The sequence below is a fragment of the Rugamonas violacea genome, from assembly GCF_016461825.1.
Lineage (GTDB): Bacteria > Pseudomonadota > Gammaproteobacteria > Burkholderiales > Burkholderiaceae_D > Rugamonas.
In genome coordinates this window covers 136785-160287 of sequence record NZ_JAEMNU010000113.1, presented here as the reverse complement: position 1 = coordinate 160287, position 23503 = coordinate 136785, and the positions used below count along the sequence as shown (strand labels likewise).

The following is a 23503-nucleotide window of genomic DNA, read 5'->3' as shown; positions in this document are numbered from 1 at the left end:
TTGGGGTGCCTAAGCCAGCTCGGCCTTCATGCTGCCCTGCTGCAGCGCGCGGGAAACCGGGCAATACAAATCCAGCTCCTGTTCTGCATAACCGCGTTGCATCAGGCCGTACCAGCCCCGTCCGGCGCGCGGCATGATGCCGGCGTAGGCAAAGCCGGCCCGGTGCAGTTCCTGCATGGCGGCCGGGGCGCGCCGGTCCAGCGCCAACTTGACATAGATCAGGCGCCCCGTCGGCATGCGGGCCACTTCGGACAGGTGATCCGGGCTCGGCTGATTCAAGGTCACTTCTATCCTTTGCCCGTGGCTGCCGACCACGATGACCAGCCCTTGCGCGGCGGGAATGGCGGCTTGGGTGCCGAAGTGGCGCTCCATCGGCGCGACCCAGTCACGGCAGGCCGGCGGCCATGGCAAGGCTGGCATGGGGCTCGGCTGCAGGGGCAGGCAGCCCAGCACCACGCTCTCGCGCCCGCTATCGCCGAAGGGCGAGGCGACGTAATCGAGCAGCAGGCCGATGGTGTGGAAACCCAGCGTCTGCGCCAGGCGCTGGCTTTGCCGGTGCGACGACACCTGCTTGATGGTCACCCGCCGCAAGCCCTGCTTGCGGGCCAGCTCGCACAGGTGGCGGCCCAGAATGGTGGCGATGCCCATGCCGCGCGCGCTCGGGTGGACCACGTTGAGCGCCAGCTCGGCGCAGTCGGGGGTGTCCGGATGGCGCCACAGCACGGCATGGCCGACGATCGCGCCGTCGACGCAGGCGACCGAGGATTGCCAGAGTTGCTGCTCGTTGTTGTGGTGGATCATCGACGGCAGGTAGACGTCCGGATACACATAGCGGTCGCCGTACACGGCGCGGAACAGGGCGCTGACACTTTCGGCGTCGTCCGGCGCGAAGTCGCGGATGGAGACGATGGCTTGCTTGGCCGGGCTCATGTCACGCTCTCCGCGGCGGCGGCATAGTCGCGCTGGTCGACGATGCGCATCAGCTTGCCCGAGCGTGGATGGAAGCGCGCGCGGCTGAGCGGGCAGTGCTCGACCCGCAAGCGCAACTGGCCCTGCTCGATGCCGGCCTGGATCGGCGGCGAGCTGGTCAACAGGGCGGCGCGCAGCCGCTCCGCCACCGCCGTCTCGATGTACTGGTCCGCCACCAGCCGCAAGGCGAGCTGGTCCAGGCCGTCGGCGCGGCTGATGACCAACTGCCACAGGATGTTGCCGACCTGTTCCTGCACCACGGCGTCGATATCCTCCGGGAACAGCGACAGCGTGCCGACCCGCACCCGGCGGCCCTGGCTGGCGCGGCCGCGCAGGGCGAATTTGCGCTGCGCGGCGCCGGCCGGCTCGCACCAGGCGGCCAGGTCGCCGGTCGGATAGCGGATCAAGGGCATCAGGCGGCGCTTCAGGTTGGTCACCACCAGCAGGCCGTTCTGGCCGGTGCCGTGTATCGCCAGTCCGCTGGCCTCGTCGACGATTTCGACGATCGTCTCGCCGTCGAAGACGCGGTGTTCGCCCAAGGCGCAATCGGGCGTGCTGGCGCCGACCAGGCCGGAGTCGACACCGGCGCAGCCGATCGAGGCGAAGACCGCGTTGGGGAAGGTGTGTTTCAGCAGGGTTATCTGATCGGCGAACAGGCTTTCTCCGCCGTACAGCACGGTGCTGACGCCGGACAAGACCTGCTGGCTGGCCGCCAGATGGCTGGCGAAGCGCATCAGCTGGGCCGGCACGCAGGCCAGCACGTTGATCTGGTGCACCTTGACGGCCTCTGCCAGGGCGGCCAGTTCCATCGCCCCGGTGAACGGATATTCGCAGACCGGCACCGGCGATTCGGCCAGCGCGCTGTGAATGAACAGGAAGCTGGTGTACAGGTCGCCGGCGAAAAACAGGTTGGCGACGCGGTCGCCGCTGCGCAGGCGGGTGCCCAGGGCGGCGCCGAAGGCGCGCACGAAGTCGTTCCATTCGGCCCGGGTGTAGACGGAGAGTTTGCCGTCGCCGCTGGAGCCGCCGGTCTTGAACACGTTGCCGTCGGTGATGGGGCCGGTCAGCACCGGCCAGGACGCCAGCGGCATGGAATGCCGCCAATAGTCGGCCGGGTCGATCAAGGGCAAATCTTGCAACTGCCAGCCGCTGGCCGGCAGCGAGCGGTACAGCTCGGCATAAAAAGGCGCGTGCCGGCGTGCGTGGCACACCAGCGTTTGTATCTCAGAGTTCATGCTGTCTCTCCTTCAGGTGCGCTTGCGGCGTCGGCGGCGCGGCGCCGGTCCAGCACCAGCGGCGTTTTGCCGCTGCGTGGATGGCGCATGAACTGGCTGGCCTGGCTGGCAACGACGTTCAGCTCCAACAAGCCGCACTCGATGACCTGCTCCAGCATGGGGTGCAGCAACATGCGGCTGCGGGCATGCTCCACATCGCCCTCCACCTGCGCCTGGATACGGTCGCAGCCGTTGGCCGCGTAATCGATCAGGAACTGCACCGGGGCGCCGATCTGCTCGGCCATCCGGGTTGGATTCAGGTAGACCGTGCCGACCCGCATGAGCTGGCCGTGCCGTCCGCACAGTTGGAAACGCGGCGCGGCCTGGCCGCAGGGGCAGTCGCCGGGCAGCCAACGGCCCAGGTCGCCCAGCTCGTAGCGCGCCACCGTTTGCCCCTCGCGGGCGCGCGAGGTGAACAGCAGGCGGCCGACGCCGTCCGGCGCGACGGGGCGGTCATGTTCGGGGTCGACGATTTCCAGCCACTGGGTGTCGGCCATCAGGTGGAAGACGCCATCCGCGCCGGCCGCGCAGGCATGGCCCAGCGGACCGGCGTCGACCGAGCCGTAGATGGCCGAGCGTATCAGCGGTATGCCGAAGCTGGCCAAAAAGTCCCGCTGGGCATCGTTCAAATGCTCGCCGCCCAACAATATTTTTTTGACCCCGCCGTATTCGCGCAGCATGGCTTCGTGCTGCACGAACAGCCGGTGGATGGTGCCGGGCATGCCGACCAGGGTGTTGATTTTCTGCTGGACGATGAGGCGCGCGATGTCGCCGCAATCCTCGGTGGCCGGGCCGCCCATGGGGAAATGGGCGGCCGACAGTTTGTCGAGTATGGTGAAGAAGCTCAGCAGGCCGCCGTACAGCTCGCCGCCGTACAAGAGGTTGATGACCCGGTCGTGCTGCGGATCGAGTCCGGCGGCGAACAAGCCGTCGGCCGCCGCCCGCATCTGCCGGTGGTAGTCGCGGTAGCTGAAGCCCGCCAGCTTGGGCTCGCCGCTGCTGCCGCCGCTGCGGAAGAACAGCTGGGCCTGGGCGTTGACGCCGTTGCGCTGGAAGTCGATCTTGCCCATGATGGGCTGATTGGCCAACTCGGCCGGCGCCGGCGGCGGCAGATCCAGCGTCGCCAGGCCGGCCAGGGTGTGGGCCGGCAAGGTGACGGAGGCCCGCTTGGCCAGGCGCGCCAGCGCGTACACGCCGTCGTGCGGCTCGCCGTGGTAGCCGTCGTGCATGGCGGCGGGCGGGACCACCCGGCTGACGCCGGCGGCCAGCAGCAGTTGGCTCAATTCGCCGAGCTCGTGTGCGGCCGCGACCAGGCCGCAGGTTTGCAGTTGCGTGCGCCATGGTTGCAGTACGGCGACCAGTTGCGCGCGCGGCACTGGCCGCAATTGCACCGTGCGGAACAGCGGCGAGGCGGCCAGCGCCGGGCTGTGCGCCCAGACGACGCGCCAGCCCTGGTCTTGCCAGACCTGGCCGGCGACGTCGCCGAAACTCTGGTCGAGGCGGGCGAACGCCACCTGGGTGGTGATCTCGGCGGCTTCCTGTTCGTTGGGCACCAGCGCCGGCCAGTGCGGCGCGCGGCGCGCCAGCGCCTGGGCCAGTTGCTCGCCGATGTGGCGCAACACTTCGGGCTGGTCGCTGTCGACCAGCACGCATTGCGGGCTGGAGCAGGCTTGCTGGTCGAGGCGGCAGACTTCGTCGGCCAGGGCCTCCAGTTGCGCTGCGTCGGCGGCCCCGGCCACCAGGTAGGCAAAACTGATGCGGTGGCCCCAGTCGATCCAGCGGCAACCGGCCGGCGCCTGCAGGCGGATGGCCGCCAGCGCGGTGGCGCCGCCCCAGGCCGAAATGGCGTCGGCGGGCTGGAACAGGGCGCTCAGGTCGCGGCTCGGCAGGGGCAGCACGGCAAGATAGTCGGCCAGCGTGCCGCTCGGGTCGTGGCGCAGGAAAGCCGCCAGCAGCGGCGCGGTGCGGCCGTCGTCGCTGCCGCTGGGGCGCAACCAGTTGACGTTGCCCACCAGCAGGCTTTCCAGCAGCGCGAAGAAGGGCAGCAGGGCGGCGTTGGCGGGGGTGATGTGCACCACCAGGCCCAGCGGCCGCCAGCTTTCGAACTGCGGCCGGTCGTAGGCGATGCGGCGCAGCGAGAACGGCGTTTCGCCGAGTTCGCGCGTGAGCTTGGCGCTGAGCGCGTCGCGGCGGCAAAAGGCGCCCAGCGCGGCGCGGCTGGCGGCGTCGATGGCGAGCCAGTCGGCCTCGTCCGAAGCGTCGTTTAGCCAGGCGGCAAACCGCTCGGCGCAGGCGAGGACCGTCTCGACGTCGAAGCGGGCGGCCAGCGTGGCCGGCAGCCGCGCTTGCAGCGCCGCCAGTAGTTGGGTGGACTCGGCCTGGGCCGAGGGAATCAGTGTGCCATGGGCGAGATACATATCAGGACTCCTTGATCAATTCGGATGCCGCCAGCGCACAGCTGCGGCTTTTGGTGTTGCCTGCGCGTCCGTGCAGCTCGAACCAGTCGGTTTCGATGCCGCAGCCGCAGCTGTGGCCGGGGTGCAGGGTGGCCATGTCGCTCACCACGATGCTGTGGGCCGGCGCGGAGGTGATGAAGGGCGAGACGAAATGCAAAAAGCCGCGTTCGCCATAGGCTTGCGTGGCCAGCGTCGCCGGGTGGCGCACGAAGGCGCGGGCGTAGGACGGAATGTGGAAGCGGTGGCGCGGGCATTCGATGTAGGGCACCGGATGCTCGACGGCGCCGTAGCCGTCGCGGCAGCGTTGGTCCGGAATGCCCAGTTGCTCGCCCAGGCGTTGGTACAAGGTCGCCTTGGGAATCGATTGGTCGGCGTGGGTTTTCCAGCCGCCGCCGAGAAACACCAGCGAGTCGGGGTGCAGTTGCAACGGCGGCAGGCCCATCTCGCGCATCCGTTCCAGGGTGAACCAGAGGAAGGCCGGGAAGCCGAAGATGCGCACCGGCAGTCCTTCCTCGGCGAATTCCTGCAAGGTGCGGATCACGCCGAAGGGGTCGAACTCGTTGCCGTGGCCGTTGTGCCGCAGGGCATACGAGACCCGATTGACCGGCGCGTATTTGCACAGGAACTGGTCGGTGTAGGTGGTGCCGACGGTGATGGCGCCGGCCGGCTCGTAGCTGAGCAGCAGGTAGTTGCAGGGCGTGTCGGGGGTATTCCAGCCGTAGTGATTGAAAATGCGATCGACCATGGCCTGGGCGGCGCCGATGCTGCGGGCATCGTAGCGCATGCGGCTTTTCTGTCCGGTGGTGCCGGAGGAGGTCAATTCCAGGGCGTCTTCGCCTGAGCTGCTGAGCAACAGGCGGCGCTTGAAATAATTGGCGAACAGCGGCGGCAGCGCCGACCAGTCGCGCAATTGCGCCAAGTCATGTTGAGCCACGCCGTTGGCGGCCAGCCACTCGGCGTAGCCGGGCGTGTGGGCGCAATGGTAGGTGCTCAGCTCGCGCATGGCGGCGTCGAACAGTTGGTCGCACTCGGGATCGGCGCGGTAGGGCGAGGCGATGGCGCAGAACGCATCGACGTGGGGAAGTGCAGTCACGGTAATCTCCTAGGGAGGATGGGACGGAATCAGGTGATAAGGAAATCTCAGGCGACGACGGCTTGTTGCCTGAGCAGCCGCCACAAGGGCCACAGCGCGGCGCCGACCGGGATGCTGGCGGCGACGGCAAAGGTCGCCAGGTTGCCGCCGGCGCCCAGCGCGGCCAAGGTGGCGCTGCCCAGGCCGATGGTGGCGATGGAAATCATGCCCAGCATCGCCGCGACGGTGCCTTTGCCGCTCGGGCTGGCGAACAAGGTCAGGCGATACAACGAGGCGTTGCAGATGCCCATGCCGAAGGCATACAGCACCATGCCCGGTATCAAGGCCAGCAGGGTGCCGGTGCTCAAGGTGCCTGCCGACGCCAGCAGCAGACCGCCGACAATCGGCAGCAGGGCGAGGCGGATCAAGGTGGCCAGATCGAAGCGGCTGGCGGCGTAGTTGAGGGCCAGATTGCCGGCGATGAGGCCGCCGAAAATCGGCAGTTGCCACAAGCCGTAGCTCATCGCATCCATCTGCAGATTGTGCATCAGGAGCAGGGGCGATAAACCGATCCAGCTGATCAGGGGAATGCTGAGCAGGCCCAGCGCCAGGCTGCCCTGCATGAACTTGGCATTGCGCAGCAGCTCGCCATAGCTGGCCATAATGCTGGCCAGATGCAAAGGTGTCGGCGCCAGCCGCTCGCCGTCGACGCGCGCGACGCCGATGGTTTCAGGCGCGAAACGCCATAGGCCGAAGCAGGTCAGGATGGCCAGGCCACCGACGCAGACGAACAGGGTGCGCCACGACATCACTTCGAGCAACATGCTGCCCAGCAAGGGGCCCAGCAGCGGCGACAAGAGCGCGATATTCGCCAGGATCGCCATCAGGCGCAGCGCGTCCGTCTCACGGAAACTTTCCTGCAGGAGTGGATAGCTGACCACCACCACGAAGCCCAGGCCGATGCCCTGGATGAAACGCAGGCCCTGGAAAAAATGAATGTCGCCGATCCACGGCGCCAGCAGGCAGGCCGCCGCGAAGCCGGCCGCGCCGATCAGCAGCATGGGGCGGCGGCCGTAGCGGTCGGACAGCGGGCCAATCAACCATTGGAAGGCGACGCCGCCGAGCAGATAGGCGTTCAAGGCCAGTGGCACATGGCTGGACGGGGCGTGCAGATCGCGCACCACATGCAGCATGGCGGGCATCACCACATCGCTGGCGACATAGGTGAGTAGTTCAAAGGCGGCGAGCAGCAGGCAAAACAGCAAAGCCTGACGCGGCGCCATGGGGACGAGCGAGCGGGAGAAGAGGGACGTGCTGAGAGACATTTCTTACCTTGTATGTAGAAATAGAATTCAATTTTGAACAATTGGGCCAACTGCGATTCTTGTGGAATACGCCGGCTGGCGCCTGGCATCCGACCCTGATGGATGGCCGATTACCGGGTATTGGGAGGTATTTCCCGCGCATCTCCTTGTATTTATTAAACTATCAACATTGCATGAATAGTAAACAGTGTAACCGCGACAGGGTAGGCATTGTCAAATCCAAATATCACTTACGGCATCTTTTAATGCCTATTGGATAAAATTTCTTGTTTCGGACAATGATTCTCATTTACAATTTGTATAATTGAGATTGATTCTCATTCAAATGGAAAAACAGAAAAAATGCGTATCAAAGTGATGGTGTTGGCCTTGGTTGGGGTAATGGCAAGTTGGCAGGCGAGTGCGGATGAGGCGGCAAAGGACGCGGCCGCGGCGGCCGATCCGGCCGGCGCGGTCGAGCGGGTGGTGATCGGCGGCGACAAGCTGAAGCGCACGGAAAATGACAGCAGCGCCAGCGTCGGTTCGCGCAACCGCCGCCAGATTGCCGAATCGGGCATCACCACCTTGGACGACGTGGCCGCGCAGATGGCCAACGTCGGCACGGCGGAGGGCTTGTCGATACGCGGCATTCACTCCACCGGCCCGACCGGCGGCGGCGGCCGCACCATCACCATGGTGGTCGATGGCGTGGCGCAGGACGGTTTTGGCCAGTCGATCAACAACCTGAGCGTGTGGGACGCCGACCGGGTGGAAGTGCTGCGCGGTCCGCAATCGACCAATCAGGGCCGCAACTCGCTGGCCGGCGCGGTGGTGCTGAAGACCCGCGATCCTTCGGATCTGCCGGACTTCAGCTATCGCCTGAGTGCCGGCAACCAGAATGCGCGCCGCCTGGCGGTGGCGGGCGGTGGCGCCATCGTCGACCAGGTGCTGGCCGGCCGCGTCACCTTCGAGCAGCGCCGCCGCGACGGCGACGTCTACAATCCGAGCCGCGACGACAAGCGCTTCAACCACGACGATGGCCACACCTTGCGCGCCAAACTGCGCGTGACGCCGTTTGGCGAGCGTTACCAGGCGCTGCTCACCCTGGTCGACGACAGGCAGCGTCTGGGCAGCGACTCGGTGGAGGCGGTGGCCCGGCCGATCTCGGCGCGGCAGAATCTCTCCAACGAAGCGCGCACTTCGGACAACCACACCCGCTCCGTCGCGCTGGAACAGACCTTTAACGCCGGCGGCGCCGACCTCACTTTGCTGACCACGTATTCGCACAACCTGTATTCCCGCGTGCAGGATTACGATGCCACGGAACTGAAGCAGGGCTACCGCACCGGCGAAAATATCGATCGCCAGTTTTCGCAGGAGGCGCGGGCCAACTTCGAGTCCACGCTGCTGGGCCATCAACTGAAGGGTGTGGCGGGCGTCTACTACCTGAACGCGAATTACAGCGCGGACGATATGTTCACCGTGCCGCTGTCGTATGTGCTGGGCCTGACCGGCCAGTGCCCGGTGCAGGCCTTGTGCGATGCGGCCTACGGCGCCGAATTCATCAAGCGCGGCAATCTGGAAGGGCGTAAAACCCAGACCCGCGCGGCCTTCGCCGAACTCGATTATGCGATCGACAAGCTGACCCTGACCGCCGGCTTGCGCTATGACGCCGAGCGCCAGACGCGGGTGCTGACCGGCGCCACCAACGGCACCTCGCCGCTGGCCACGATGATGGTCGGCCAGTTGATCGCCGGCGGAATTTTCAGTGCCGACGGCAGGCAGAATCTTGAGACGGACACGTCCGTCTGGCTGCCCAAGCTGGGCCTGCGTTACGCGCTGGTGCCGGGCTGGGTCGCCGGCCTGACCGCGCAGCGCGGCTACCGCACCGGCGGCGTCGATTACAGCTATCAGCGCGGCTCGAACGCCTTCGGCCCGGAGTTCACCAAGAACTACGAGGCCTCGCTGAAGGGCGTGCTGGATAACGGCATGATGCTGGCGCTGAACGCCTATCGGGTGAACTGGACCGACCAGCAGGTCAACGTCGGCCGTGGCTCGCTGGACACCTATTTCGTCAACGCCGGCAGCTCGCGCCTGCAGGGACTGGAAGCCGAGGTGCGCGGCAAGGTGATGCCGCAACTGGAGCTGTTCGGCGCGCTGGGCTTGTCGAAATCGCGCTTCATCGACTTCGTTACGCCGGACGGCGACTTCGGCGGCAAGCAGTTCGCCCGCTCGCCACGCCAAACGGTGTCGGCTGGCTTCAGCTGGACGCCGGGTCGGTGGCTGCTGAACGGCAACGTGGTGCATACGAGCAGCACCTTCACCGACCCCGTGAACCAAGACCGCAACGACGGCCACACCGTCCTGGGCGGCAAGGCTTCCTACACCCTGGCCAATGGCGTGTCGCTGTTCGCCTTCGGCAGCAACTTGAGCAACCGTCGCTACATCACCGCCAACCATCTGACCTCTGTTACCGATCGCTACGCCGTCACGCTGGGTAACGCGCGCCAGTTCGGCTTCGGCGTGCAGGGCAAGATCTGAAGGGGAGGGAAATGATGAGTTGGATCTGCATCTGTTTGGCCGGCTTGGCGGCGCTCAGCCTGTACCTGGCGTCGCCGCATCAAACCTTGTGGCGCGCCGCGCCGGCGCGGGCAGGGCTGTTGCGTTGGCTGACGCCGCCCTTATTGGCCGGCGCCGTGGCCTCGGCCGCGCAGGCCTACGGCGCCTGGTGCGGCGTCTGTATCGCCTTGTCCGGCTTCATGCTGTTGTTGGTCGCGCTGCCGTATCTGGATGCGGCCTGGCGCGGCCGGCGGCCGCCAAAAAAGGGGGCACGCCATGTTGGGTAAATCGACGGCGGCGGCCTTTCTCGGACTTCCCCTATCGACCTTGGTGGTGGGCTTTATCGCCTTGTTGAGCAGCGATCAGCACAGCACCACGCTGCCTTTGTTGTTGCTGTTTTTTTTGGTGTGGGTTGGCGCCATGATCATGGCCTTCCTGTTCAAGACGGGCTTGCGGGCCTGGTTGTGGATGGGCGGCCTGACACTGGCCGGCTTCGCCGCGCTGCATTTTCTCAAGGCCAGCGGCCTGATTAAGGTGGCCGGATGAAATCGTCGACCCTACGTACTTTTATTTCGGTCCACACCTGGGTGGGATTGGTGGCCGGCTTCTGTCTGTTCATCGCCTTTTATGCCGGCGCGGTGACGATCTTCCATGAGGAGTTGCTGACGTGGGAAACCGCATCGTCAAGAGCCAAGCCGGTCGAGTCGACGGCACGTGTGCAAGAACTGATCGATGCGGTACTCAAGGCCCATCCGCAGGCGAAGCAGTCGGTCTTCCTGCACCTGCCGTCGCGACACGCGCCGAATCTGTCGCTGGATTGGGACGAGGAGCTCAAGGACGGCGGTGAGATCGAGCACCATTTCCGTCTGAACGAGGCGGGGCAGCTGGAGGACGTCAAGCCGTATTCACAGATGGTGGACTTTATCTACCGCCTGCATTATTCGGCCGGCTTTCCGCTCAGCTGGGGCATCTATGTGCTGGGCGTGATCTGCCTGCTGTATGGGCTGGCGCTGGCCAGCGGTGTGATTATTTATGCGCCCTTGTTTCTCAAGGACTTGTTCGCGCTGCGGATAGGCAAGAACATCAAGCGCATGTGGCAGGACGCGCATAACGCCGTCGGCATCCTGTCGTTGCCTTTCCATCTGATGTATGCGTGGAGCAGCGCGATTTTGACGCTCGGTGTGATTTTGATGGCGCCGTTCCAGTACCTGGTCTTCGACGGCAAGCTGCTCAATTTCGTGGGACCGGATATTTCGGCGGCGGCGCCACCCACCGCCTCGGGGGTGGCGGCGACGACCTTGCCGGCGTCCGCATTGCTGGCGGCGATACAGCGCGCCGCGCCCGGTATGCAAGTGGAGACGATGGCCTATCACCAGTTGGGCGACGCCAACGCGCAGGTGCAGGCCTACGGCAAAATCCATCAGCACACGGTGAGCAGTACGGCGGCGGTGGTGCTGAGCGCTAGCAGCGGCGGGGTGGTGCGCGTGGTGACGCCGGCGCAGTACAGCCCGGGCACGCGCTTCCTGCGCAGCCTGCAAGCTCTACACTTTGGCAACTTCGGCCATGCTGCGGTGAAGTGGACCTACTTCATCCTCGGCATGTCGGGCGCCTTCCTGTTCTACAGCGGTAATCTGTTGTGGGTGGAAGCGCGTCGCAAGCGTCAGCAACTGGTGCAGCCGCGCAGCGGACGGCTGATGGCGCAAGCCACCTTGGGTGTTTGCCTGGGTTGTGTGGCGGGCGTCTCCGCCGTGTTCGTGCTGAGCAAGTTGGCGCCGGGCGAGCTGCCCTTGTGGGAGCAGCGCGGCTACTACGCGGTCTTCTTCGCCTGCGTGGCGTGGGCCTTTGCGCGGCCGCCGGCCCGCGCGGCGCATGAACTGCTGATGCTCTGTGCCGCGTTGACGGCGGCGATCCCGCTGGCGCAATGGTATCGCAGCGGCAGCAATCCCCTGCAGTCGCTGATGCGGGGCGACGGCGTGATTGTCGGCGTGGCGCTGGTGGCGATCGTCTTCGCCGCCCTGTACTGGAAGATGGCCCGCGCCGTGCTCCATCGCGGCCGCCACGGCGATCCGCATAGCGTCTGGTCGCTGCGCGCGATCAGCGCCGTCGAAGCAGGGCAGCGACGAGAGGCGGCCTGATTTGGGCGGCCACGGCTGCCTGAATGCGATGCGCGGACCGCACTATGCGCGCGCGGCGACATAAACCCAAGCGGTTCGTCCGGAGGACAGTGGAGCGGAGACGCGCTTGTAGTCGGATACTTCATATTTGTCTGCGTGCGCGAGTTCATCATTCGTCACCTCGAAGACGGTACCGGCAACGTGTTTTTTCGCTATTCCCGTTTGCCTAACGATGGGATGGTGGCTCTTCCCGCTGGTCTTGACAACCTCCGGGTTTTCAATTTTCACCATAGATAGTTGAAAACCTGGCAATTGGTCGGCGCTACCTTGAAGCTCCCGCCCAAAGGTGGCCAGCTGCACATCACGCTGCTGGAGCGTTCCATACGAAAAGAGCAGTTGCGTCTTAGCGCGGGAACAGCCAGCCGGATTGTGCACGCGGTGCATGGAAGCAGGATTGTTGACGAGCTTGGCAAGTGATCGACTCGGCCGCGCGACAAGCTCACCGCCGCAGTTCGGGCAGATGGCCGCGAAAGTCGTTGCGCAAGCTTCGCAGAATGTGCATTCGAACGAACAGATGCGAGCACCGGATTGTTCTGCGAGAAGGTCTTTGTCACAGCATTCGCAGCTAGGTTTCATTTGCAGCATGGCGCTCTCCTGTATTGGCCCCCATGATAGGGCGCTATCGGCTTGGGAACAACGCAAGATCGACGGAATTGAGCGGTGGTTTGCGACAGAATTGAAGGTTTTTTGGGGAGTTTTCTTTGATTTTTAAACTGGGTATTTGCGATCGCCAAATTGCCACTCTTTTGAAAATCAATACACTGCCTGAGTGCCTCGACAATCGCGGAATGTTACCGCTTGACCCGTGGTCGACAATAGAGTGACTATGTTAAGGTTTGACCGCTTTGGGGCTATGCAGGATAGACGGCTGGTCGTGTGCGACCGCATCCCCATTTTTTGAAAGCCTTACCTTGAATTTTGAACTCGATACTTACGATCGCAAGATTGTCGCGCTCCTGCAAACCAATGCGCGCCTCAGTTTTTCGGAAATTGGCCGTAGAATTCACCTTACCTCGCCCGCCGTTGCCGAGCGCGTGCGACGCATGGAAGAGGCGCAGGTGATCACAGGGTTCACGGCGTGTATCAATTTACGCGCCCTCGGATACATTTTCGAGGCGTTGATCAACATTACTGTTGAATCACATGAGGCTCTCGATACGTGGGCGAATGCACACCCGGAGGTACTGGCGCTGCATGCGACCACCGGCAGCCACTGTGCTTTACTGCGTGTTGCGGTGACGGCGCCCGAACATTTGCAATCGCTCATCAGTTCATTGGCGCCGATCGGAAAAACCACGACATCGATCGTGCTTTCCACGCAGTTCGAGGACAGACCGCGCGTGCCAGGCGATCAACTTCCGACGGCCTTGCGCTTGCCATAGAAGCACGAGGCCCCGCTCGACCCGGCGTTCGCCGACCATCATCGCTAGCGATTCCACATCAAGCGCGCCGCCCTCGGTGGGCGGCGACACTTGGTTGTGTGGTTGTGTGGTTGTGTGGTTGCTTGGTTGCCTAGCTGTTGGCGCTGCGGCGCTGCGCGCGTGCCAGCAGCAAGGCGGCCAGCCCCAGCAGGGCGCCGGTCCACAGCGGCAGCGAGAGCAACTGCCTGCCCCAACTGCCAACTTGCGACAATGCCGACGTGGGCGCGAAGACCGGCACCTGATCGAAATCGCGGAAGCCGTAGCCGCCCAGGCAAGTGTTCGGGCATGGCGCACGCTCATCGCCGAGCGCGGACAGCTGTATCACGCGCTGGAAGTAATCGCGCAGACGCCGCTGGTGCCGCTGCACCTCATCGAGAAAACGCTGGTGGCGCGCGCCGTCGTTGCCGGCGAGGCCGGCCAGGACCTGATACGTCAAGGTCACTGGACTCAGCACGAGCACGTCCTCGAACATGCGCTGCTGGTCCTGTTTGGCCCGCTCGAATTGCTGTTCGACGCCGCCCATCACACGTTCGAGCTCCTGCGCCCGCAATAACCGCGAGACGCTCGACGATACCTTGTCGAGCGAGGCGGCCGGTTTCCAGTCCGGATGGCTGTCGTAGAAGCGCGCCAGGCTATCGAGCTTGTTGGCCGCGACCTGATCCCCGGCGTCGCGCATGGCCTGCACATACAGTTCGCGCTGCGGCACGGGCGCGCCCAGTTGGATCATCACGGTCAGCGCGCCGGGAAGCAGCACCGCCAGCACCAGCCAGGCGGCAAAGCCGGCGAAGGCTGCCGTCATGCGGTTGCCGCACACGGCGCAGATGGCGATGGCCACCGCCGCCCAAAACATCGAGTAGAGCAGCACCACGCCACTCCAGCTGGCCAGCGCCGCCATGCCGGCCAGGTCGAACGCGACGGCGCCAAACAGCAGCGCCGCGCCGACACAGGTCGCCGTCAACAGCGCCGTGGCGATCAGCGCGCGCGCGGCGATCTGCGCCACCAGCATGCGGCCCAGCCGTATGCCCTGCAACTGCAGCGAACGCAGGCGCATGCTCTCGCGGTCCTGGGTCAGCACGGAGGTGCTCAGGGCCAGCAGTATCAAGGGCCACAGGTAGACGACGAAGAACATCAGGTCGAAGCGGCCCACCGCCAACAGCGCCGGATGTTCGATCTCGGCTGCCGTGCGCACCGAGGCCATCGACTCGGCGCGTACCCGCACGTAGGGCGGCAGCAGGTCGGCCTGGCCGATGGCCAGCGCGGCGCCCGGTACGGCGGGCTTGCCGGCAAAGCCGACGTGCTCGCGGAAGGTGTAGCCGCGCACGTCGATCGCCGTGCGATACCACTGCAGATCGGCGAATTCCGCCGCCGCCGGATCGGCAAAGTAGCGCCGCGCCAGGGTGTTGGCATCGCTCTTGGCACGCGCCTCCTGGGCCGTTGCGGCCCTCACCGCCTGGCGGCTGTGGCGGTCGAAACGGGCGCCCTCAAACAGTCCGAAGGCGGCGAGCAGCAGGCTGACCAACAGCAGGGCGATGGTGCCGCGCTCGCGCAACTGGCTGCGCAGGTCGTAGGCGATCAGGGTGAAAATCTGTTTCATCGTAAATTCCCATTACGTAGATGGCGCAAGCCGGCGGCGCACAGCAGCAGGCTGGCAATGAAGAGCGTCAGCAAAGGCAGGATCTGGCGTGCCAGCAGGCTGCCCATGTCCAGTGCGTTGAACAGGAAGCGGAACGGCGGCACCCGGTCCCACAGCGACTGGTCGCCGTCATGGCGCACGCCGTCCTTCTCGCGGTGCGCGGTAATGGCCGTGTTCATCACTTGTTGTATCGTTCGACGCTGCTGTTCGGCGCCGTTGATGAACTGGACATGGTGTTCCGTGTCGCTGCCGGCCAGCGCGCTGGACAGGCCGGCCACCGCCACCGCCGGCGACAGCCAGCCGGCCAGGGCCGCCGTGGCGCTCTGCCGGCGCATGGCATCGAACAGCGCGCCGTAGTGCTCGTCGAAGACATGGTCGCCATGGCTTTCGCTGCGTTGCAGGCTGACGCCGGCCCAATTCACCGGCAAGTCCTTGGCGTCCTTCACGCCGTACTGACGCAGCAGTTGTTCCTTGTCGCGGTTCTCCTGCGCGGGATCATCCGCCATGCCCAGCGCGTCATCCAGACCGGCGCGGAATTGCTGCATGGTCGGCAGCGGCGCCGCCAGTTGCGCCAGTTCGACTGCGGCGCGCGGCAACACCAGGGTGGTGAACGCCCACAGCCCGATCAGCAGCGCCAGGCTTGAACGCAAATTCGGCACCCAGGCGGAGACGGCGGCGATCAAGGCGGCCCAGGTGGCCAGATACACCAGATAGCCCATGGTGAACAGGGCGGCGCGCAGCGTGCCGTCGCTGAACGGACTGCGGCTGTCCAAGGTCCACTCAAGCACGCCCACCGCGACACATGCCGGCAGGACCAGCGTCATGGCCAGGCAGAGCAGCACCGCGCCGCGTGCCAGCGCCAGGGCGCTGAGCGGCGCGGCGTTGATGCGCAAGGCCGCCAGGGTGCCGCGCTCGCGTTCGGCGGCGAACATGCCAAAGCCGAGGAAGATCATGGCCATGGGCGCCAGCACCTGCAGCACAAAGGCCGGATTGAGGCGGAACTGGCGATTCACTCCGGGCTCGTCGTTGGCCGGCCGGTACACCAATTCGTTCTGCTTGTGCGCCTCCAGCCAGACGCTGGCGCCGACGTAATGCTCGATGCCGGGGTCCAGCGCGGCCAGCGCCGACAGGGGCTTGAACACATACACGCCGTAGTGGGCGGCGGCATGCGGATACTTTTTGCCCTGCTGCGACCAGCGTTGTTGTTCCGCCTGTTGGGCGCTGCCGCGGGCATCCAAGGTGGCGCTCAGCTGCAGGGCGGAGAGTAGCGCGGCGCAGCAGGCCAGGGCCAGGCCGACGCCGACCACCAGCCAGACGCGCCAGTCGCGCCGGCGCTCGCGCCAGTCGGCCTGCCAGGTGCCGGCGAAGGCCAGCAGCCAGCGCGCCGTGCCGCCGCGTCGCTCAGACGCGGCGGGCGAGGATGTCAAGGTAGTTGCGTTCAAGTTCGCCTGCATTCAATTCTCCTAGTTTCCATTCACCCGCCAGTCGACCGCCGACCAGCATGCCGCAACGATCCGCCAATTCCTGCGCGCGGAACAAATCGTGTGTCGCCATCAGTACGGCGGCGCCGTCGTCGGCCAGGGCGCGTACCAGCTCGCCGAAGGCGACGCTGGCTTCCGGATCGAGACCGGAGGTCGGCTCGTCCAGCACCAGCACCTTGGCGCCCTTGGCCAGGGCCATCACGATGCCGACTTTCTGCCGCATGCCTTTCGAGTAGCCGTGGGCCATGCGGTGCCAGGCATGCTCGGGCAGTCCGGCGCGTGCCAGCAGGCTTTCGATTTCGCTGCGGCGCGGCCGGATGCCGAGCAGGCGCATGAAGAACTCGACGTTCTCGACTCCGGTCAGGCGTTCATACAGGGCGACGTTTTCGGCGATATAGGCGGCGTGTTCGACCGCCGCCTGCGCCGGTGGCAGCGAGGAGCCGGCCAGCCGGATGCTGCCTTCGTCGGCCGCGACAAAGCCCAGGAGGCAGCCGATGGTGGTGGATTTTCCGGCCCCGTTGGGCCCGAGCAGGGCGTAGATTTCGCCGCCGCGCACGTGCAGATCGAGGCTGTCGACCACGCTTCTGCCGTCATAGCGTTTGCTGAGTTTTTCAATGTGTATCATGCAGGCTCCTAAAAAGCGTAGCGCACTTCGGCAAACAGGGTGCGGCCCGGATATGGGTGCATCTGGAAGGCGCGGTTGTTGTTCAAATTGTCGACGCCGAGCGCCACCTCGGTATTCCTGGCGGGTTTGAGCAGCAAACGCACATCGAGCTGGCTGACGCGCGAGACGGCGCCGTAGACTTCGGTGTTGTGGTCGCTGTTGGTGATCTCGTTGAACTGCGCACCCGAGTAGCGGTAGGTGGCGGAGGCGCTCCAGCTGTCGGCCGGCGCATAGGTCAAGGTGCTGGATGAGCGCACCCGTGGCACGCGCGTCCAGTCTTTGCCCACCGAGGGCAGGTAGTTCTGGTTCTCCAGAATGGTCGACTTGCTAAACGCGATGTTGGCCTCCGCGCTCAGGCCATGGACGCCCAGGCGGTCGAGCCGGCCGACCAGTTCCAGGCCGCGCGTGCGCACGCGGCCGACGTTCTGTACATTGCTCACGTTGGGAAAGACGTTCAGATTCAACTGACTCCAGATGGTGTTGCGCACGTCGTCCTGGAACAGCGAGGCGCGCAGGCTGCCCAGTTCATAGCGCCGCTCGGCCATCAGCTCCAGGGCGGTCGAGCGTTCCGGCTTGAGATCGGGGTCGTTGATGACGATGCTGCTGCCGGCCGCCGTGCCTTGGAACAGTTCCGAGACGGTGGCGAAGCGCGTGCCGCGTCCGGCCGACAGGCGCAGCGTGGTGTCGCCATCGACTTCCCAGTTGAGCGACAACTTGGGCGACCAGGCCCGTTCGCTGCGGCGCGGATAGTTGCGTGGACTGGCGGGTAGGGCGCGCTGGACGCCGTCGCTGGCTTGCCAGGACTCCGCCCGCAGGCCGAAGGTGGCGTGCCACTGCGGCGCAAAACGCCAGGCGTCTTGCGCGTACAGCGCAAAGGTTCGCGTTTCGCCGCCGACGAACTGGCTCTCCGCGCCATTCGCGTTGCGCCAGTCCGCCGTGCCGCGGGTGGTCTGTTTCAGCTTGTTGTTGTCGGCGTGGACACCCAGGACCAGGGCATGCGCGCCGCCGGTCCAATCGCCGGCGCCGGGCGTGTAGGTGGCTTGCGCGTCGATGGAATTGAAGCCGCTGCCGTCGCGTAACACGGCGCTGCCGGGGCCACCGTTGGCGGCCAGCGGATCGGCGCTGCCGGCGTTGCGTTGCACATCGCCGAGGATGCGGTAGGCGCTGGCCGAGACGCTGCCGTTCCAGCCGCTGCGGTGGCGGCTCTTGACCGTCAAGCCGGCTTGCGCGTGCTGTTCCTCGCGGGTGTAGGGGGCGAACGCCGCCGCCGGCAGCACGAAGACATTGGCGCCGTCGCTGACGCGGCCGGACCAGACGGCCTTGCCGGCGGCGTCGCGCAGGAAGGTCTGGTTGCGCGTGACGGTATCGTTCCGCCACCAGGCGACAAAGCCTTCCGCGCCCAAGGTCGGACTGAAATCGTAGCCGAAGCTCGCCTTTGCCGTGTGTTGCCGCGTGTGGTCGATGGAACCGCCATTCGCGCCCAGGATGGCGCGGCGGATGCCGAACGGCCCGGTATCGTAGACCACGCCGCTGACCGGCGTGGCGACGCCGCCGCCCGGCGCCGCGAACCCGCCGGCGGCGTCGGCCGTGGCGATGGCGTAGTTCATCGGTTGGCTGGTGGCGTCCTGATGGTTGAGCATCAATTTGTACCAGAGGCCGGAAGCGAGCTTGTCGCCGATCAGCGCCGAACCCTGATAGTTGCGGTAGTGGCCCTTCAAGCCGTACTGGTCGTAGGACTGGTCTTGCGTCGCCACGCGCAGCGCGCCGGAGAAAGCGGTGGGGCGACTGGTGGTGATGGCGATGGTGGTGCCGATGGAATTGCCGGCATACAGGGCCGAGAACGGTCCGTACAGCACGTCGACCCGGGCGATCTCCTCCGGGGCGATCATGTTCCAGCGCGGCGCATCGAAGCGGCCGAGGAAGTTCGACAGCAGGTAGCCGTCCATGCTGACCAGCGCCCGCGGCGCCTGCGTGGTGGAGAAGCTGCGGCCGCCAACCAGGGCGTTGCGGTCGCCGCTGTAGCGCTTGCGGATGGTCATGCTGGGCATGTTGCGCAAGGCATCTTCCGGATTGAAGATGTTCTGTTGCTGGCGCAGTTCTTCCTGGGTTTTGCTGGCGCTGGTGGTCGGCAGGTTGGGATCGAGCGGGCTGCGGCTGGTGTTGATGGTGACGGTTTGCAGGGTGGCGTCGGCGGCGGGCTCGTCCGCGTAGGCGTGGCCGCCCGTGGCGAGGGCGAGGGAAATTGCTGCGGCCATAGGCCGGATGCTTGTTTTCATGTGCTGAACTGTGGTGGTGGGGGAGTTCGCGGGCATATGCCCGGGAACGGCGGTGCATGCGCCGGCGCACACGGTTTTTAATGCAATCGAGTTGCATCATAATTTCATCTCGCCTTTAATGCAATACGCTTGCATTAAAAAATATTCCGCCCGTTCGCAATGCCTGATGCCTGATGCCCGGTGCCGAGCACCCGGGGCGCCAATTGTGGGAAATATGTCTGTCGTGACAAAGTGAGTATTTATTGGGCGCAAGCACGTCTATAGTGTTGTTTGTGCAAGTCTAGTTTCGGGGGGGCGCCGCACCCGACGGTGCCGCTCGCCGTCACGGGGATGCCCGTTTGGCAATCGACTGTCAAGTTAGGCTATCCCATGAAAATTGAGACCGCGCTCAAGGTGTCGGCCGGGCTGGTGGTGGTGGTGATGTCGCTGGTGGCGACCATTCCCTACCTGCTGGAGGTCAGGGTGCAAAGCGCGATGGCGGACTTGACCGTAGTGGGGCAACGCGAGCGCGACTTCCTGGCGCTGCGCAACTTGCTGCGCGATGCGGAAACCGGCCAGCTCGGCTACGTCGTCGCCGGCAAGGAGGAGTACTTGCGGCCTTACTATGCGGCGCTGGATTTGCTGCCCGTCGCCATCGGCGAGTTGCGCGGCAAAACGCTCAACGATGCCGAGCGCGCCTCGTTCAAACAACTCGAACGGGCCATCGAGGTGAGGCTGGCCTCGCTGGAGCAAACGGTGCGGACGCGGCGGGAACGCGGCTTCGACGCCGCCCAGGCGCTGGTGTCGACCTATGCCGGCGGCAGCGACAAGGCGCAGATTGAAACGTTGCGCACCTTGACGGCGCAGCAGGTGGCCAGCAACGCCGAGCGGCGCAAAGAGTTGCGGCAGTTGGCCATCAATAGCGCCCGGTTTGCCGCCCATCTTGGCTTGGCGGCCACCCTGGCGAATATTGCGGCGCTGGCCGCGACCTTGCTGGCGGCCAACTCGGCCTTGCGCCGGCGCCACCAGGCCGAGCGCTCCGCGCGCAATGCCGCCGAGGCGCTGGAGTTGAGCGTGCAACTGACCTCCGTGCGCAACGAACAACTGGCCGGCGGGACCGAATTGATGCATGCGCTCGACCTGGCCGAATCGGTGGATGAATCCTCGATCATCATTTCGCGTTATTTCGGCCGCCTGCTGCCCAAGCTGAGCGGTTCCCTTTATCTATACCGGAATTCGCGCGACATCCTCGAGCGCAAAGCCCAGTGGGGCGCGGAAAAGGACGATTGCGGCACCTTGGAACTGCTCGATTGCTGGGGTTTGCGCAAGGGCGGCCAGCATTTCGCGGAGGGCGAGCATGCCCTGCAATGCCGCCATTGCGACCAATCGCACGTGGCGTCGCCGCGCCTCTGCCTGCCGCTGGTGGCGCAGGGCGATGTGATTGGCTGCATCACCGTGGTCGGCCAGGAATTGAGCGGCGAGGTGGGCGCGCAGCGCAAGCAATGGATAGTCCAACTGGCGGAGCAGGTGGCCCTGGCCTTGAGCAACGTCCAGCTGCGCCTGAAGCTGCGGCAGCAGTCGGTCATCGATCCCTTGACCGAGTTGTACAACCGCCGCTACATGGACGAGGTGCTCAAACGCGAGCAACTGCGGGCGAATCGGCGCCAGAGCCCGCTGTCCGTCATTTTGCTCGACCTCGATCACTTCAAGCGCGTCAACGACACGTATGGCCATGACACCGGCGATTTGCTGTTGCGCAAGGTCGGCGAGGTGCTGCGCAATAGCATACGCGCGGTCGATGTCGCCTGCCGATTCGGCGGCGAGGAGCTGGTGGTGATTTTGCCGGACTGCGATCTGGCCGCCGCCGTGCAGCGGGCCGAGGCGATCCGCGCGGCGGTGGCCGGCATCGATATCAGGGCCAAGGGCCAGCTCGTCACCGTCACGGCGTCGATCGGCGTGGCCACGTCCAGCGGCCAGAGCGACGAAGCCGATGCGCTGATGCGCTGCGCCGACGCGGCCTTGTACACCGCCAAGCAGAGCGGACGCAACCGCGTCGTATCGGCCTTGTCGACGGAGGCGCCAAACGGCGTCACTGCTGCGGCGGAGCGGCTGGAGTCGCCGCAGCCAAGGCAGGCGGAACAGGCCGAATCCTGACGCGGCGGCGGCGGCGGCGGGCGGCAGGCCCGGCAGGCTCAGTCTTTTTTCTTGATCAGACCGGCCAGGGCGGCGAAGGGATTGTGGGTGGCCGGCTGCATGCTCTCGGCCAGCAGACCGTGGCCACGGTCGGCCTCCAGATAGCGCGAGTGCTCGTTGTCGTGGCAGTACAGGCACAACAGCTCCCAGTTGCTGCCGTCGGGCGGGTTGTTGTCGTGGTTGTGGTCGCGGTGGTGCACGGTCAGCTGTTGCACGTTGGCGCGGGTGAACTCGCGGGTGCAGCGGCCGCAAACCCAGGGATACATCTTCAGCGAGCGCTCGCGATAGCCCAGCTCGCGCGTGTCGGCGGCGCGGCGGGCGTCGGCGACGATCTTGTCGAGCCGTGCGGCATCCGGTTTTTTTCCTTGAATCATGGCCATTCACTTTCCTTAAACATTGAAACAGGCGCGGCCTCGCGCGCCGGCGGTATGGCCGCCATTATAGTCCCCGGCGGATGCGCCGAGTCGGACCCGGCCGGATCAAAACAAGCCCGCGCCCGGCGGGCTGGCCCCCTGGCGCCCGCTTGCGGTCATGAACCCGTCACACAGGCTTGCTACATTCGCGTCTTCTCAATCACGCTGGATGAATGACATGACACGCAAAGCCCCCCTCATAGCCGGCCTGGGCGCCGCTATCGCGCTGCTGCTGGCCGGCTGCAACGGCACATCGACAAGCGACACGCCGGCGCCGGCCCCGGCCCCGGCGCCGAAGAATGTGATCTTCTTCCTCGGCGACGGCATGGGCTTGACCACGTTGACGGCGGCGCGCATCTACGCCGTCGGCGAGGACGGCGAGCTGACCATCGACACGCTGCCCGAAACCGCCTTCGTCAAAACCTTCTCCAACGACGCGCAGGTCACCGACAGCGCGCCGTCGATGTCGGCCTACATGACCGGCGTGAAGATGAACAACGAGGTGATCGCCATGTCGGCCGACACGCTGGCGGTCGACCCGCTGCCCGACGCCAACGGCAACCTGTTGGCCAACAATTGCGGCAGCAAGAACGGCACGCCGGCCACCTCGCTGGTCGAACTGGCCAAGGCGCAGGGCCTGGCGACCGGCGTCGTCACCACCACCCGCGTGACGCACGCCACGCCGGCGGCCAGCTACGCGCACATCTGCCACCGCGACCTGGAGAACGACATCGCGGCGGCGGCGGTGCCGGGCGGCGCCGGCTACAACAGCGCGCTGGGCGGCGGCCTGGACGTGCTGCTGGGCGGCGGCAAGCAGTTCTTCCTGCCGTTGAAGGACGGCGGCAAGCGCGCCGACGGGCGCGACCTGGTGGCCGAAATGAAGGCGAAGAGCTACGCCTACGCCAGCAACAGCACGGAATTCAACGCCATCGACGGCGCCAAGACCAGCAAGCTGCTCGGCCTGTTCACCTCCAGCCACATGAGCTACGACCTGGACCGCGATCCGGCCAAGGAGCCTAGCCTGGCCGAGATGACCACCAAGGCCATGGACGTGCTGGGGCAGAACGCCAAGGGTTATTTCCTGATGGTGGAGGGCGGCCGCATCGACCACGCGCTGCACGAGACCACCGCCAAGAAGGCGCTGCAGGACACGCTGGCCTTCGACAACGCCATCAAGGCGGCGATCGCCAAGGCGAAGCTGACCGACCCGACCTTGAAAAACACCCTGATCGTGGTCACCGCCGATCATGACCACACGCTGGTGCTGAACGGCTACGCCAAACGCACCGGCAAGACCGCCGCCGGCAATCCGGGCGTGCTCGGCGTGGTCAAGGACTACGTCAGCGGCGCCGTGACCAAGGATCTGGACGGCGCGCCGTACTCGATCATCGGCTTCGGCAACGGCGAAAACCGCGTGCAGGGCAGCCGCGCCGCCATGGCCAGCCTGGACGACAGCGTCAGTGGCGCCAACACCTACCACCAGGAGGGCGCGGTGCGGATGAACGCCGGCAGCGAAACCCACGGCGGCACCGACGTGTTCCTGGGCGCCATCGGCAAGGGTTCGGACACTTTCCTCGGCACCATCGACAACACCAAGGTGTTCGGTCTGGTCAAGAACGCCGCCGGTCTTTGATT

General features: G+C 65.5%; 17 protein-coding genes and 2 pseudogenes. 7 read left to right on the top strand and 12 right to left on the bottom strand.

What is annotated here, in order from left to right; translation table 11 throughout:
• Positions 1 to 9 precede the first annotated feature (9 nt).
• The 5 genes from H7U20_RS20385 to H7U20_RS20365 are packed head-to-tail and all read right to left on the bottom strand — an operon-like array spanning position 10 to position 7054.
• A complete protein-coding gene (locus tag H7U20_RS20385) occupies positions 10 to 930 on the bottom strand; it encodes a GNAT family N-acetyltransferase (protein ID WP_199760965.1) in 921 nt (306 codons plus the stop codon).
• Positions 927 to 2204 carry a phenylacetate--CoA ligase family protein gene (locus H7U20_RS20380; protein WP_199760964.1) on the bottom strand — a complete coding sequence of 426 codons (1278 nt, stop codon included), beginning with the start codon at positions 2202 to 2204 and terminating at the stop codon, positions 927 to 929. The genes H7U20_RS20385 and H7U20_RS20380 overlap by 4 nt, the downstream gene beginning before the upstream one ends.
• Positions 2201 to 4660, bottom strand: a complete 2460-nt coding sequence (locus tag H7U20_RS20375; protein WP_199760963.1) for an acyl-CoA reductase — start codon at positions 4658 to 4660, stop codon at positions 2201 to 2203. The genes H7U20_RS20380 and H7U20_RS20375 overlap by 4 nt, the downstream gene beginning before the upstream one ends.
• Position 4661: 1 nt before the next feature.
• Positions 4662 to 5792 (bottom strand): LuxE/PaaK family acyltransferase, encoded by a 1131-nt coding sequence (locus H7U20_RS20370; protein WP_199760962.1) that lies wholly within the window; start codon positions 5790 to 5792, stop codon positions 4662 to 4664.
• A 47-nt stretch (positions 5793 to 5839) separates the two neighbouring features.
• Entirely contained in the window at positions 5840 to 7054 is a 1215-nt protein-coding gene (locus tag H7U20_RS20365) for an MFS transporter (protein ID WP_199760961.1), read from the bottom strand.
• Positions 7055 to 7438: 384 nt separating this feature from the next.
• On the opposite strand from H7U20_RS20365, the gene H7U20_RS20360 reads away from it, so the two are divergent.
• From H7U20_RS20360 to H7U20_RS20345, 4 genes are read left to right on the top strand one after another with little or no spacing between them, the layout of a single operon-like run.
• Complete coding sequence (locus H7U20_RS20360) at positions 7439 to 9616, top strand: TonB-dependent receptor (RefSeq protein ID WP_199760960.1); 2178 nt, start codon at positions 7439 to 7441, stop codon at positions 9614 to 9616.
• Between the two features lie 11 nt (positions 9617 to 9627).
• The gene (locus tag H7U20_RS20355; RefSeq protein ID WP_233410935.1) at positions 9628 to 9921 is read left to right on the top strand and encodes a hypothetical protein; all 294 of its coding nucleotides are present in this window, start codon (positions 9628 to 9630) and stop codon (positions 9919 to 9921) included.
• Positions 9911 to 10180: a hypothetical protein gene (locus H7U20_RS20350; RefSeq protein ID WP_199760959.1), complete on the top strand. Its 270-nt coding sequence runs from the start codon at positions 9911 to 9913 to the stop codon at positions 10178 to 10180. The genes H7U20_RS20355 and H7U20_RS20350 overlap by 11 nt, the downstream gene beginning before the upstream one ends.
• Positions 10177 to 11769: a PepSY-associated TM helix domain-containing protein gene (locus tag H7U20_RS20345; protein ID WP_199760958.1), complete on the top strand. Its 1593-nt coding sequence runs from the start codon at positions 10177 to 10179 to the stop codon at positions 11767 to 11769. Before H7U20_RS20350 ends, H7U20_RS20345 begins: the two co-directional genes overlap by 4 nt.
• A 42-nt stretch (positions 11770 to 11811) precedes the next feature.
• On the opposite strand, the pseudogene H7U20_RS30425 reads toward H7U20_RS20345, so the two are convergent.
• A pseudogene (locus H7U20_RS30425) lies at positions 11812 to 12129 on the bottom strand (gamma-glutamylcyclotransferase family protein); the annotation flags it as partial.
• Between the two features lie 24 nt (positions 12130 to 12153).
• Positions 12154 to 12393, bottom strand: a pseudogene (locus tag H7U20_RS30420) (DUF1272 domain-containing protein); the annotation flags it as partial.
• Positions 12394 to 12719: 326 nt separating this feature from the next.
• Between H7U20_RS30420 and H7U20_RS20335 the strand changes: the two are divergent.
• Positions 12720 to 13190, top strand: coding sequence for an Lrp/AsnC family transcriptional regulator (locus tag H7U20_RS20335; protein ID WP_199760956.1), 471 nt, complete (start codon positions 12720 to 12722; stop codon positions 13188 to 13190).
• Positions 13191 to 13320: 130 nt separating this feature from the next.
• Here H7U20_RS20335 and H7U20_RS20330 read toward each other — a convergent pair whose 3' ends face one another.
• Genes H7U20_RS20330 through H7U20_RS20315 form a run of 4 tightly spaced genes read right to left on the bottom strand, consistent with a single transcriptional unit; the run spans position 13321 to position 19262 of the window.
• Positions 13321 to 14823 (bottom strand): DUF3526 domain-containing protein, encoded by a 1503-nt coding sequence (locus tag H7U20_RS20330; protein WP_199760955.1) that lies wholly within the window; start codon positions 14821 to 14823, stop codon positions 13321 to 13323.
• Positions 14820 to 16316, bottom strand: a complete 1497-nt coding sequence (locus tag H7U20_RS20325) for a DUF3526 domain-containing protein (protein ID WP_199760954.1) — start codon at positions 16314 to 16316, stop codon at positions 14820 to 14822. Before H7U20_RS20325 ends, H7U20_RS20330 begins: the two co-directional genes overlap by 4 nt.
• On the bottom strand, positions 16264 to 16968 hold the full coding sequence (locus H7U20_RS20320; RefSeq protein ID WP_199760953.1) for an ABC transporter ATP-binding protein: 705 nt from the start codon (positions 16966 to 16968) through the stop codon (positions 16264 to 16266). Before H7U20_RS20320 ends, H7U20_RS20325 begins: the two co-directional genes overlap by 53 nt.
• A gap of 8 nt (positions 16969 to 16976) precedes the next feature.
• Complete coding sequence (locus H7U20_RS20315; RefSeq protein WP_199760952.1) at positions 16977 to 19262, bottom strand: TonB-dependent receptor; 2286 nt, start codon at positions 19260 to 19262, stop codon at positions 16977 to 16979.
• A gap of 390 nt (positions 19263 to 19652) precedes the next feature.
• Here H7U20_RS20315 and H7U20_RS20310 point away from each other — a divergent pair, with 390 nt between their 5' ends.
• On the top strand, positions 19653 to 21416 hold the full coding sequence (locus H7U20_RS20310) for a diguanylate cyclase (RefSeq protein WP_199760951.1): 1764 nt from the start codon (positions 19653 to 19655) through the stop codon (positions 21414 to 21416).
• Between the two features lie 38 nt (positions 21417 to 21454).
• On the opposite strand, the gene H7U20_RS20305 is transcribed toward H7U20_RS20310, so the two are convergent.
• A complete protein-coding gene (locus H7U20_RS20305; RefSeq protein WP_458351874.1) occupies positions 21455 to 21835 on the bottom strand; it encodes a YajD family HNH nuclease in 381 nt (126 codons plus the stop codon).
• 202 nt (positions 21836 to 22037) lie between these two features.
• Between H7U20_RS20305 and H7U20_RS20300 the strand changes: the two genes are divergently transcribed.
• The gene (locus H7U20_RS20300; protein WP_458351873.1) at positions 22038 to 23501 is read left to right on the top strand and encodes an alkaline phosphatase; all 1464 of its coding nucleotides are present in this window, start codon (positions 22038 to 22040) and stop codon (positions 23499 to 23501) included.
• The last annotated feature ends 2 nt before the right edge of the window (positions 23502 to 23503 follow it).

Bases quoted from the DNA above. Each gene is read 5' to 3' on its own strand.
- H7U20_RS20385 (WP_199760965.1), bottom strand. From the start codon at position 930: ATGAGCCCGGCCAAGCAAGCCATCGTCTCCATCCGCGACTTCGCGCCG.
- H7U20_RS20380 (WP_199760964.1), bottom strand. From the start codon at position 2,204: ATGAACTCTGAGATACAAACGCTGGTGTGCCACGCACGCCGGCACGCG.
- H7U20_RS20375 (WP_199760963.1), bottom strand. From the start codon at position 4,660: ATGTATCTCGCCCATGGCACACTGATTCCCTCGGCCCAGGCCGAGTCC.
- H7U20_RS20365 (WP_199760961.1), bottom strand. From the start codon at position 7,054: ATGGCGCCGCGTCAGGCTTTGCTGTTTTGCCTGCTGCTCGCCGCCTTT.
- H7U20_RS20360 (WP_199760960.1), top strand. From the start codon at position 7,439: ATGCGTATCAAAGTGATGGTGTTGGCCTTGGTTGGGGTAATGGCAAGT.
- H7U20_RS20355 (WP_233410935.1), top strand. From the start codon at position 9,628: ATGATGAGTTGGATCTGCATCTGTTTGGCCGGCTTGGCGGCGCTCAGC.
- H7U20_RS20350 (WP_199760959.1), top strand. From the start codon at position 9,911: ATGTTGGGTAAATCGACGGCGGCGGCCTTTCTCGGACTTCCCCTATCG.
- H7U20_RS20345 (WP_199760958.1), top strand. From the start codon at position 10,177: ATGAAATCGTCGACCCTACGTACTTTTATTTCGGTCCACACCTGGGTG.
- H7U20_RS20330 (WP_199760955.1), bottom strand. From the start codon at position 14,823: ATGAAACAGATTTTCACCCTGATCGCCTACGACCTGCGCAGCCAGTTG.
- H7U20_RS20325 (WP_199760954.1), bottom strand. From the start codon at position 16,316: ATGCAGGCGAACTTGAACGCAACTACCTTGACATCCTCGCCCGCCGCG.
- H7U20_RS20320 (WP_199760953.1), bottom strand. From the start codon at position 16,968: ATGATACACATTGAAAAACTCAGCAAACGCTATGACGGCAGAAGCGTG.
- H7U20_RS20315 (WP_199760952.1), bottom strand. From the start codon at position 19,262: ATGGCCGCAGCAATTTCCCTCGCCCTCGCCACGGGCGGCCACGCCTAC.
- H7U20_RS20310 (WP_199760951.1), top strand. From the start codon at position 19,653: ATGAAAATTGAGACCGCGCTCAAGGTGTCGGCCGGGCTGGTGGTGGTG.
- H7U20_RS20305 (WP_458351874.1), bottom strand. From the start codon at position 21,835: ATGGCCATGATTCAAGGAAAAAAACCGGATGCCGCACGGCTCGACAAG.
- H7U20_RS20300 (WP_458351873.1), top strand. From the start codon at position 22,038: ATGAATGACATGACACGCAAAGCCCCCCTCATAGCCGGCCTGGGCGCC.